15 protein-coding genes are annotated in these 11696 nt (G+C 47.2%); all 15 read right to left on the bottom strand.

Annotated elements, in window-relative coordinates; translation table 11 throughout:
- Positions 1-98: 98 nt before the first annotated feature.
- Entirely contained in the window at positions 99-632 is a 534-nt protein-coding gene (locus CU635_RS06130; RefSeq protein ID WP_101576297.1) for a hypothetical protein, read from the bottom strand.
- Between the two features lie 22 nt (positions 633-654).
- A complete protein-coding gene (locus CU635_RS06125; RefSeq protein ID WP_101576296.1) occupies positions 655-2013 on the bottom strand; it encodes a DEAD/DEAH box helicase in 1359 nt (452 codons plus the stop codon).
- The gene (locus CU635_RS06120; protein ID WP_101576295.1) at positions 2003-2290 is read right to left on the bottom strand and encodes a VRR-NUC domain-containing protein; all 288 of its coding nucleotides are present in this window, start codon (positions 2288-2290) and stop codon (positions 2003-2005) included. The genes CU635_RS06125 and CU635_RS06120 overlap by 11 nt, the downstream gene beginning before the upstream one ends.
- Positions 2291-2688: 398 nt before the next feature.
- Positions 2689-2895, bottom strand: coding sequence for a hypothetical protein (locus tag CU635_RS06115; RefSeq protein WP_101576294.1), 207 nt, complete (start codon positions 2893-2895; stop codon positions 2689-2691).
- 27 nt (positions 2896-2922) lie between these two features.
- Positions 2923-3684 carry a phosphoadenosine phosphosulfate reductase domain-containing protein gene (locus tag CU635_RS06110; protein ID WP_219620124.1) on the bottom strand — a complete coding sequence of 254 codons (762 nt, stop codon included), beginning with the start codon at positions 3682-3684 and terminating at the stop codon, positions 2923-2925.
- A gap of 51 nt (positions 3685-3735) precedes the next feature.
- Positions 3736-6171, bottom strand: a complete 2436-nt coding sequence (locus CU635_RS06105) for a virulence-associated E family protein (RefSeq protein WP_245917344.1) — start codon at positions 6169-6171, stop codon at positions 3736-3738.
- 153 nt (positions 6172-6324) lie between these two features.
- On the bottom strand, positions 6325-6546 hold the full coding sequence (locus CU635_RS06100; protein WP_101576292.1) for a hypothetical protein: 222 nt from the start codon (positions 6544-6546) through the stop codon (positions 6325-6327).
- Between the two features lie 15 nt (positions 6547-6561).
- The gene (locus tag CU635_RS06095; protein ID WP_101576291.1) at positions 6562-6753 is read right to left on the bottom strand and encodes a hypothetical protein; all 192 of its coding nucleotides are present in this window, start codon (positions 6751-6753) and stop codon (positions 6562-6564) included.
- A gap of 23 nt (positions 6754-6776) precedes the next feature.
- A complete protein-coding gene (locus tag CU635_RS06090) occupies positions 6777-7385 on the bottom strand; it encodes an HNH endonuclease signature motif containing protein (protein ID WP_101576290.1) in 609 nt (202 codons plus the stop codon).
- Between the two features lie 6 nt (positions 7386-7391).
- On the bottom strand, positions 7392-7622 hold the full coding sequence (locus CU635_RS06085) for a hypothetical protein (protein ID WP_101576289.1): 231 nt from the start codon (positions 7620-7622) through the stop codon (positions 7392-7394).
- Between the two features lie 6 nt (positions 7623-7628).
- On the bottom strand, positions 7629-8162 hold the full coding sequence (locus tag CU635_RS06080) for a hypothetical protein (RefSeq protein WP_101576288.1): 534 nt from the start codon (positions 8160-8162) through the stop codon (positions 7629-7631).
- Positions 8163-8299: 137 nt separating this feature from the next.
- Complete coding sequence (locus CU635_RS06075; protein ID WP_101576287.1) at positions 8300-8716, bottom strand: hypothetical protein; 417 nt, start codon at positions 8714-8716, stop codon at positions 8300-8302.
- 13 nt (positions 8717-8729) lie between these two features.
- Positions 8730-9317, bottom strand: coding sequence for a beta clamp domain-containing protein (locus CU635_RS06070; protein WP_101576286.1), 588 nt, complete (start codon positions 9315-9317; stop codon positions 8730-8732).
- A gap of 10 nt (positions 9318-9327) precedes the next feature.
- Entirely contained in the window at positions 9328-11286 is a 1959-nt protein-coding gene (locus tag CU635_RS06065) for a DNA polymerase (RefSeq protein ID WP_101576285.1), read from the bottom strand.
- Positions 11286-11651 (bottom strand): YopX family protein, encoded by a 366-nt coding sequence (locus CU635_RS06060; RefSeq protein WP_101576284.1) that lies wholly within the window; start codon positions 11649-11651, stop codon positions 11286-11288. The genes CU635_RS06065 and CU635_RS06060 overlap by 1 nt, the downstream gene beginning before the upstream one ends.
- Between the last annotated feature and the right edge of the window lie 45 nt (positions 11652-11696).

Raw genomic sequence — 11696 nt, 5'->3', positions numbered from 1 at the left:
GCCTTTTATGCCAAAAATAAACGTGTTACATTTTTCCACACTATCATTGTAGCACGATTATAGTGTAAATAAAATGCCCTCTTTTTGCCCTGGCATAATCAGTCTGCAAATCGAATGGAATCTATTCCAAAAACCAGTACTGCCAAAGCTTTGCTAGCATTATCCACGTCCTTATAAACCGTACGTAAATTGGTCGAAAGTGCCCGGGCAATTTTTTCGGCCCCTATTTTTTGCTCTGAAATATACAAAAGATAAACGGCCCGGTATCGTCTCCTGTCCTCTTCCTTTCCCGAGACCTCACACATAATTCGATAGACCTCCAGCATCTGGTCCACAAAGCGGATCATCGCAATCGTTCTTTTTTTGCTCTTCTTAATGGATTCAATGGCAAGCGTATCTGTATTAAATTCATCCAGGGCCAGCGCCTCATCCAGTTCGATGATGTCTTCCTTCAACCCTTCACAATGCTTTTTCAGACTTCGATAGTTACGCAAAAGCAATTTAATGTTTCGCAAACGGCGATCCACTTTGTTTTTCTTTTTCGCTTTTTCTTGCTTTTCCAGATATTCGATGGCTGCCTGGACTGCGACTTTTGTTACTTCTTCAACTAGCCTTGGGCTTAATTTTGTCATCGACAGCTCCCTCATTTCCCCGTTAAGTGTTGATTTTCTCTATTCTCGCTTTGACAGCTGCAAGTAGTGCGTCCTGGCCTATCGCTTTGCCCTCGAGGACTTTCATGACATCTTCGTCCACCGTACCTTCTGCCACCAAGTGATGGACGATTACGCGATGCTCCTGTCCCTGCCGATCCAATCTGGCGTTTGCCTGCTGGTAGAGCTCCAGACTCCAGGTTAACCCAAACCAAACGATGATGTGACCGCCAGCCTGGAGATTTAGGCCATGTCCGGCAGAAGCGGGATGGGCTAACAGCATCGGAATTTCCGATTTATTCCAGTCCGCGATGTCCTGGCTATTTTCTAAAAGTTTGGCCTGTTTAAAGTGTTTTTGAATCCTGGCCAAATCATGCTGATAAGTATAAAAAACCAAAATCGGTTTGCCGTTGGCCGCGTCGATGATGTCCTCCAACTTCTTCAGCTTTTCCTGGTGGATCTCTTGGACGGCTTTGTTTTCATCGTACACCGCCCCGTTTGCCAGCTGCAGGAGTTTATTGGATAAGACCGCCGCCGTATCAGCCACGACATCCCCGTCCGTAAACGGAAGAAGCAGATCCCGTTCCATCTGCTTGTATTTTTGTCGGACGGGAGCTGGCAGCGGAATGCGGACAGGGTTGTCAATCCGTTCCGGAAGATCTAGCCAATCCTTTGCCTGCATGCTGATGCAGATATCGGAAATTTTGCTATGAATGGCTTTTTCGGCTTCCGGCCGCAACCTCCAGCTGTACACGATATGGCGGTTACGCTGGTCCGGCTGAAAGTACCGGTCGCGGTAACCGGTGATCGTTTTGCCCAGGCGCTCTCCCCCGTCCAGTAAATACAGCTGCGGCCATAAATCGATCAGACTGTTTGGTGCGGGCGTGCCGGTGAGACCGACAAGTCTTTTGATAAACGGCCGAACCTTCTTCAATGCCCGAAACCTTTTGGCCTTTGAAGATTTAAAACTGCTCAGCTCATCAATCACCACCATGTCAAAAGGCCATTTGCTCTTGTAATAACCCACCAACCACTCAACGTTCTCCCGGTTAATCACATACAGATCGGCAGGGGTCATTACCGCTTGGATCCTTTTCGATTCCGGTCCCAACACTTTTGACACCTTCATGTATCTAGTATGATCCCATTTCTCCGTCTCCCGGCTCCAAGTATCTTCCGCCACTCGCAAAGGCGCGATCACGAGTACCTTTGAAACTTCAAAATAATCGTGAAGGAGATCGGCTACCGCGGTTAAAGTGCTTACGGTTTTGCCCATGCCCATATCCAGGAATAGTCCGACAGCCGGCTGCTCGATGATTCGCCGTATGGCAAAGTCCTGATATAGATGCGGCTTAAATTTCATCTTCGTCCACCCACTTCACGAACTGGTTTATCGTAGCCACGGAATCCAGCACGAACACTTCAAAGCCCAGCTGCCGGAGATTCGTAATTCGTTTTTCCTGTAGAGGTCGCAGAGCTTTGCCCGGGGCTTTCATCTCGATAAACACCAGCCGCCCACCTGGTAGAAGCACCAGACGGTCCGGCACCCCAGAAAATCCGGGTGATTCGAATTTCACCGCTTTGCCCCCCAACTTCTTGACCTCGTTTTTCAGTCGGCGCTCCAATGTGCTCTCCAACATGTTCGCCGTACCTCCCATAAATTTTAAGGCCTGTATCCTTGTATCCGTGAAAAACGGGTTTCACACTTATACGCGTATATAGAATTTATAGATTTTCCTATATTCTATATATCTATATTTCTATATACTCTATAGACTTATAAGGATACAAGGATACAATAAGGGTTAAACCCTTGCCACACAAAGCTTTAAGCTGTATCCATGGGCGTATCCATGCTTTTTTACAAGGATACATTAACCCTATACAGACAGCCTTTATAGAATTTCTCACTCTTCAAGGATACAAGGATACACCTAATAAATGGTAAAGTGTAATTTTACACGGATACATTTAATGGCTCCAAGGATACACCTAAAAGATGGAATTTCTATCACAATCTCTTCGAATAGCGACATAACTATAATTTGTTTTCAACGATAAACTCTCTAATATCTTTGGGAATTTTGTTTAGGTTTTTAGTCCAATAATTTAGATTTATTCCTGTATGCCAAACGTTGTATTTACCGCAACAATCACATTTCATAAGGACTAGCTGATAAAACGGTTTTTCAAAGCCTAACCATCTTTCCTTATGAAAACCGAATAAACATTTTAACTTTTGCACGTTTTCACTCCTTCACATTTTGGTCAACTATGAAATGGTTAATCCTATATGATCCTCTAAAGAAATAGGCTCCTTACCTTTCATAAACATTGTGTGTCCTATTTTCTTCTCAAGTTCCACATATCTTTTAAACAGTTCTGGACGTTGTTCAGCCCCGTGTCTGAGATCATTAACACAGCCCATTATGCAGAAAACACAGCTTAGTCGTTCGTTCCTTTGGTATGCCCAAAAGGGTTTCTGCCCAGCATCAGAAATCGTTTGAAATACTTCTTCTGTGGAAAAGTAGAAAATCGGTAACCAGTTGTAAACGTGCCTTACTACACGACCATTGACGCTCTCTTGTTTGTTATATGAGAATGGAACTTTCTTCGCCCTGGCTGACGATTCTTGAGCTCTTAATCCCATGCAGTTAATAGCAATAGTAGCGCCATGTTGCTTTAAATCATTTCGGATAAACTTAAATATCGGGCCTCGCTTCAAATCGCTAGTACATTGCCTATATGCCGCACTCGGCCACATGCCTCGCTCCTCAACCATTTGAAGAAAAGTCTTAGTCGCCTGAACTACGTTTACCTGGTGACTAGTTGTCGACTTTATATGCTCAATTACTCCTGGCCATTCAACCTCTCCTAGATTGGAGTGAACCACTACCAGTTGATCTGTCGGAATGATTTCTTTCAAAAGAGCGTACATGGCTTGTGAGTCTTTTCCACCTGAATGTGATAAATAGAAGATTGCACCCTGGTCTATTAAGCTTTCAATTTCTCCTGGCTTAAATATATCCGTCACGTTAACCCTCCTTCTCAGCGAAACACGATTACTTTTGAGCATTTCATGGCATCACACTACCTCTTTAATAAATGCTCTCTGTAGCCCGTAAGGGCCGAACCGGAGCTTTCCACTTCCTTCTTTATAAGCCTGCCAGCCCGAAATCCGCCGGAGGATATCATTAATCTCTCTGGACTGCATCGGATTCAACATCTTCGGATCACTCTCAAACAGCTCCACCCATATCTCCATCGCACATACCCGGTCCCGTGTCACCGAGCCTTCTTCTACTTCTCCAAAGTCACTGCCATGGATGTACCGGCGGCGCATGCTGATGTCCATGTCCGACCAATTCTCCGGAAGCAAACGGTTTAAAAACTCTTCAATCAATCCAAACTTTTCACTTTCCTCCGTGTGCTGCAGCTGGCGTTCGATCGCTTCCTCTTCGAGATCCTTGCCAAGATAAAGCGACTCTTTTGCCTTCCAAGCTTCCAGGGCTTCGGCCCATATTTGGTCAATTTCATGCTGGTTCAGATCCTTCCATAGATTCTTCTTCCGCACACCCTCACCCACCGTCACAGGCCAAAAACGGCGGTTTCCCGTTTTGTCTTTCAGAAAGGTGGAATCGTTCGTCGTGCCGAAAAACACACACTGGCGGGGAAATACGGAAATCTGGCGGCCATACGCCACCCGATAGCTATCTTCCTGCTTCGAGATGAAATGCTTCACGGCCTCCGCCTCAGCTTTCCGAGTCGCGGACAACTCCGCCATTTCAATTAGCCAGGCGCCCTGCAGCTGTTCATAGGCTTCCTTCCCCTGAACCGTACTGATCGAATCGGAATGCCATTTTTGCCCCAACAGCTTCACCAAATAGCTCTTCCCGATCCCTTGCGGACCGACCATAACCAGGACATGATCGAATTTGATGCCAGGAGCCATCACTCTGGCTACAGCAGCCAGTAGCATCTTTCGGGTTACGGTTTTTACGTACACGCTCTCTTCAGCGCCCAGGTAGTCGACGAGCAGCGTGTCAATCCGCGGGATCCCGTCCCACTCGAGCTTCGATAAGTATTCCTGGATGGGGTGAAATTTGTTTTTGCCCTGTACCTCCAGGAGCGCATCGTTAATCTTTCCGGCGCCGGAGATGCCGTAAATCGACTCGAGGTAATTCCGAAGGGAAGCGTCATCCCGGTCCTGCCAGTACTCCCCTTCCGACAACTTTCTCCAAGGCACATTGCCCCGTAAGACCGGTCGATAGGCGAAACTGTTATAGGCCATCTTTCCGGATAAATGCGGATCATTCTGCAGAATCAAGATGATATTGTGAGCGGTGCTTAAAAACTCGCCGCGCTTGTTGACGTCAAGCTTCTCCAGCCATTTATCGTCCGTCTCTTCCGGGATCTCCAATCCCTCAAATTCGATTGCTGCATCGGCCAATCGTTCCTGGCCAATCGTTCTCCGGACATTTTTATCATCCTGGGCAAACGAGGTCATGGCCGTATAAGAAGGAAGACGGACAACCGGTGTTCCCGGTTCTGCCTGATCATCCTTCAGCCCAAACTTATGGATCCGCACCAAGTCGAAGGCGTTCACGAGCTGACCGCCAATCGGATCCGTGCCGTGATGGGAGTAGGCAAACTTGTCATCGTCATATAGAATCAATCCGCCGGTCGTGGATCCTTCATTGTAGGTATAGCGCCCATCACCTGCAGGTTCATAGATTCCCTCGAGGAAGTTTTCAATCGCTTCCGGAATCGAATACGTGCGACAGAATGCCCCGACCATGCCTGGCTTATCATGTGGATCTCCTTGCTTGTCGGCCATGCGTTGCCGGGCTTGCTGGATCCGACTTGATTCTGGCCAGTAAGACGGATCCTTCCAGTCGGTATACCGGGCCAGCACCTCGTCCGGATCCAGCCAGGCTTCGTCCTGCAGCTGGAACACAAACTCCCCGTCCTGCGCCGTCGAGGGCCAGTACATCAGCCGGTGCGGCTGATAGGTGGTATCGTCAAAGAAATCAATGCCGATATCCGCAGCCAGACGCCTGGAGACGGCCTGGTATTCATCCGGGGTAATGGGCCGGCTAAGTGGAATGACGAGACGCAAACGCGGGCTGCTGGATCTGTGCTTGTGCGTGCTGTACACGAGACAGGCAAAGTCGAACATCATCTCCACTGAATCCCACAGATCGCCCCTGATAAAGTCCGCATCCAGCGTGATAATTTGCCTCCAGACGACTGCATCCGTCTTCCTCCGGCCACCTTTTAAGGTTCCGCCGACAAAGCCTCCCACGTCCTTGATCTGGTCCTGCTGCGTCTTCGAGAACTTTTTATATTCGGCATAGGTTTCACCGGTTCTCGTCGTCTGGGAGAGGCGCTTGGCCAGTTCTGACCAAAGCATCTCCTTGTTTTTCCACTTCATATCTTTACGGTTACGTCCAACCGAAATCGTGATCGAGCCGTCATATTTGATTTTAGGTAGTAACTGGGACTGTAGCTGTGTGCTCAAACGTGATCACTTCTTTCTACACTTGTTTAGCGAATTTCTTGTCCAACACAAACGTGCAGCCGCAGGTGCAAATGAACTTGTATTTTCCTTTCTGCGGGGACAGCTTTGACGAATAGATGACAAACCTGCATGACGGGCAATAGGCCTGATACATCAGAGCGCCGACCTTAACCCATAATAGGCTTGTTCGAATACTTTTAAGCGCTCCACTTCCTGCGCAAGCTGCAGATTTTCTTCGTACACTTTGAAACGGGTATTCGATTTTAACTCACTGATCGTCGCTCGCTGCTTTTTGATCGTTTGGATCAGCCATTCTTTATCAGCTGCAGACAATTCAAGTACAGGTTTGCTTTCGATTTCTTGCAAATTACCCATAGCTCACAAGTCTCCTTAAAACCATTTATTTTCGTCTATTTGATCGCGGATCCGGAATGAGGCGAGAACGAGCTCATACCTCAACTCCTCGTAATCTAGCTGATCGAGCACAATGCCACCTTGAGAAACGGTGACGCCCATGTCTCTAAGTTCATCCAGGACAAATTTCCGTCTCGCTTCCATCGCTATTTCATAGAGGATTCCCACTTCCCCGCCCCCAATTAAAAGATCTATCTTACTCTTGCGCTTTTCTTTCGTTCACCTATTTTCTGATATAGGTCTGCAATGATAATTCCGGTTTTTGTTAGTTCTGGATTATCTGAAATTAGGTGATTTTGATTTAAGCGTACAAGTTGCGCCTTAGTTATCAAAATCAAGTTTTCTGATGTTAGGTTTTGGGTATTGCCATCTGCAAAAAGGACAACATGTCCAGGAGGAATTGGCCCATGCTCACGTTCCCATATCACCTTGTGTTTATGCATCCACCGTTCGTGCCAAGCGCCTTCATCAGATACCTTAATAAGCACGTAACCATCACGATCGATTCTTTCACTGCCGACTGGTTTGTAATTAAGCGGCCGTTGCCCTTTCTTGAATTGCGTTTCAACGCCACCAGTTACGACACCCTTTTTACCCTTGTTCCATGGACTATGGTTTTTATCAAAACGCCCATCCAATCCACTACTAAATCTATGATTGTGTTTAAATGCTTTGATTTGATTTACACCAAGCTCCAATCCAAAATGAGCGTTAAACCTTTCGGTTAATTCTTTATTTCCAATTCCTGCGACGTTTCTTTCAATAAATGCTTTTTGTTCTGGTGTATATCGATACCCCAAAACTAATCACCCCTCCAACATCTTAGGAACATCTTTATCTGCATCCAGCTTGTTATCCTGAAACTTCATTGCTTCTAACACCAGGGCGCCGTTCGCTATGACCTTTGATGCCACCATTGATATCGTTCTAGCTCTATTAATTTCCTCGACGAGTTTTTCACCGGACAACTCTTCATCGCCTAAGCGCTCCAGCTGCGCGAACAAATGATTGTTCAAATCACCAAGTGTATTTCTCATTGACTACTAAGCCTCCTTTACTTTTTTGGCTATCACCAGTTTCCAGTAATCATCATTGCCCTGCCTAAAAGAGTTATGGGCTTCCTTCGCCCTTTGCAAAGATTCCTCGTTTGACATCACAGGCCTTGAAACAGCATCTTCGATACTCCACCCCAGCACTTTGACCCGGCGCCAGGCGTTTTTGGGAGAAATACCGTTGCGCCTTGCCTCCTCCAGCTGCTCCGGACTAAACACAAACTGTTTTGCCGCATTCATGGCTTTCACCGTGTCAAGCCTGGCCATGGATGGAGTGCCGGCGGCTTCTTTAAAACTCCAGCCTGCCTGCACCCGGTTCAGATACGTACGGTAGGGCACACCGTTCTGCGCCGCCAGGTGTTTGTTCTCTACCCACCCATAAGCATTTCTTTTCGCCAAAGGCGTGGAAATGGCTCGTTTGATACTCCAGCCATGTACGTAAACGCGTTGATACACGGTTTCTTGACTGACCCCTAATTCTTCAGCAGCTGCGTAATCTTCAGGTGTAATGTAATAGTCGCTCAATCTATACACCTCTCTATCGAATCGCTTTCCAGCCGTTCCGGATCCGCGACTCGAGTTCATATTTTTTCAAAGGTTCATAGAGATAAACAGCACGCCCTTCTTCCTCCCGGAACAGAAGGGTCCATCGGGCCTGTCTCTTACGCTTCTTGGCCATGTTTGATTTCCGCAACAGGAATGTTTTGAAAACCAAGAAAGTAGGTACTTATATCGTAGAGCCGCAATACACCTTTCCCTTGATTCAGGGTTCCTGGCTTCCAGTACTGGACCACAATTCCGTCTGGAAGGATGCTGATGCTCGATTGGAACCCTTTCAACTTTTTCGAGAAAGACGCAAACACTTTATAATTGATAATGTGATCGCCGACTTGGACAGGCAGTGTTTTGGAAGCTGAGTACATATTGAGTAAAAATCGGTTTTGATTTAAGGCTTTTTGCAGATCTAGAGGCGACTTTGCATACAGCCTTTCAATTGCTTTTTCCGACATGGTTTTCAGCGCCCGGGCTTCATTCATTTCCGCTTTTATCTTTTCGAAATTTCCTAATACTGTGAGCACAAAAAACCCCTCCTTAGTAGGTACGAATTGGCGAGATCAAAATAGTAAGATTGTTAAACTCTGAAATAACTGGCCTATTGCTGCCATAAAACGATAGCTTAATATCATGACATCCAGCAGCCTTCATCAACTTGAGCGCATCCACTAAATAAGAGGATCTCAAACATGTGCGAATCTCAAACTCTACCGGGACCGTATGCCGATACTTCACCTCGTCAGATTGATAGCGAATTTCATTATCTTTGAATTCAACCGTAGCATCGATATCGTATAAATCACCTAGAGTTTGAACCGTTTCCGCAACATGCAAGCATTCATCCAGGTGTAGGCTGACTGCCTGTTTGGGGTTACCAGACGGAATGACTCGTTTTACATCCGGATAGGTGCCGTCGATGCGCTTTCCTGCTGGTGATAAAATGACTTCATCGTGACGTTCATGAATGCCCCTGGCCACATATAATCGATGCGCGTCAGTCACAATCGCGGATCCGTCTGCTTGATGATAGATGCCACTTATTTGAGGCCTTAATCTCATAGCAGCTGTTTCATTGGCCACAACTTTGGCTGCGTGTTTCATAAAAGTTTCATAGGATAGCGCCATACAATCACCCCTAATCTTTCTTGTAGTAATCGGTGACAAACCCGTCAGCGTTCAATGGCAACTCTTTCGCCCAGCTGATCGGCTGGCCCATGATCTTCTCCATTTCCTCAAGGGATCCCTTACCTTTCGGAACATCGGCCACAATTTCATCGTGAACGTGCATCACGATCGGATAGCCGGCCACGTCCACCCGAATCATCGCTTCAGCCAGGCAATCTCTTGCAACGGCTTGGACAATGTTCTCCACGAGCTTCCCGCCATATGTCGGGATACGCCCCCATCCGCCTTTTCCTTTATCGGTTGCGCCCTCGTATGTAAGGGCCAATTTGTTGAATCGTTCATCGTTCTTCAGCTGCGGTCTCGCGTATGCCAGTTTTCTTCCGGAAGGCAGCTGGATGAACAAAATGCCAGATTCATAGATGAACTTCAATCCGTACTGCAGTTGAACGGTGGTTTTTTCCCGCACCGCTTTGATGGCCGCCCTCTCCACGTCGTACCAGAACTTCACGATGTGTGGATTGGCCAAACGCCAGGCTTTCACGAGAGGCGGCAGCTCCTCTTCCTCTAAACCTTCGTCAAGGGCGCCCATCTGTATGAGCGCTCCCGGTCCACCTTGATACCCTAACGCTAATTCAGCCACTTTTCCGCGTTGCCGGAGCGGATCGCCTTTTTTAATCGATTCCACAGGCACGTTAAACATTTGGGCCGCGGAAGCTTCATAAATCTTGCCGTGCGTGTTAAATACGTCGATTCGCCACTTTTCGCCGGCCAGCCAGGCAATCACCCTTGCCTCGATCGCGGAAAAGTCGGATACGAACAGCTCATGATCTTCAGCGGGAATGAACGCCGTCCGGATGAGCTGGGAAAGCACGAACGGCACTTTATCGAACAAAATCTCCAGCATTTCGTATTCGCCCGTGATTAAAAGCCTGCGGGCGGTATCTAAATCAGGGAGACTAAGTTTGTTTTTTGGAAGGTTCTGAACCTGGACCAACCTTCCCGCCCATCGCCCCGTCCGATTGGCCCCATAAAATTGCAACATCCCACGGAATCGTTGATCGGTACAAATCGCCCTTTCCATGGCCTGATACTTCTTCACGGATGTTTTGCCCAGTTCCTGGCGGATCCGCAAAACTCGCTTGACGGTTTCCCCTTCGGCTTCCGAGATCAAAAGGGGAATCGTGTCCACGGTCAAACTCTCCACCAACAGTCCTTGTTCCGAGAACCAAGCTTTCAGCTGGTCTAGGCTATTCGGGTTTTCAACGCCTGTTAACTTGGCCGCTTCGGATAACAACTTTTCCCTGTACTGTTCATCAATGGTGAGCGCATGTTGAATGAGGTTTGTATCCAGGCGCACGCCGCGATCGTTGATCTCCTGATCCAGCACCCACAGCTGGTTTTCAAAATCAGACAGGGGGTAGCGTGCTAATTTTTTCTTAATCTCTCGTTCCACTTCCACGTCTTTGATGCAGTATGCCTTATATTTCTCCCATTTTTCGGGCGCGTGTTCTGGATAGTTCCGGGTCCGATGTCCGTTTACTTTGGTTGGTTTGCACGGAACGGAAAAGTACTTGATGAGATTCTTACCCGATGTGTCTTTCTGTACGTCCAGCTTCATGGACTTAGCCACGCCATCCAGGTGTCCCGGAAGGCCGAGAGTTAGCGCATGGACCGAAGTGCAGCGCCATTGATCGGCTGGCATATTACACCCGAAGTATTTCGCCAAACAGGTCCGCTCAAAATTGGCATTGTATGCTGTCTTGATAATGTCAGGATGCAGGATCGCTTCTTCGATTTCTTTTGGCAGTTCCTCGTAATTAGCGAGGTCAACGATCTGTACAGGCTCATCGTCAAAGGCATAAGCAAAGAGTAATACTTCAAAATCCGGGGCTTCCGTGTAGGCATAAACCCCACTGGTTTTGAGGTTCACACTTGAAAAGGTCTCGATATCAATGCTGAGTGTCGGCATTACATTAGCTCCGGGTTTTCGTATTTGTTTCCGATAACTTCAATCCTGGTGATTCGGTAATATCTGTCAGCATGATTCATGTCTGAATACAGCTCTCTCAAATCCTCGACAACATAGGGTTTATCTTGCTTGACTCCCATCCAGATTGTACAGACATCCCCTTCGTAAATCTCGACGTCATTATTGTCTTTTAGACCGGTGTATTGCATTAGATGAACCTTTTTTCCATCTATCCAACCTTGACCAACACCAGGACCATAAAATTTAAGACCTTTACCATCCAATCTTGGTCCCATACAGAAATGTAGTTCTGATACGTTGTGCATTAATTCTCCGTCCCATGCCCGAAACTTAATTTCCCTCAATGCTTTCAACCTCTCTTTCTAGTAAGAAAGGAGACTCTTTTCGAA

The sequence above is a fragment of the Bacillus canaveralius genome (assembly GCF_002860125.1).
Classification (GTDB): domain Bacteria; phylum Bacillota; class Bacilli; order Bacillales; family Cytobacillaceae; genus Bacillus_BJ; species Bacillus_BJ canaveralius.
The sequence above is the reverse complement of the archived record's forward strand: the minus strand, read 5'-3'. Positions and strand labels throughout refer to the sequence as shown.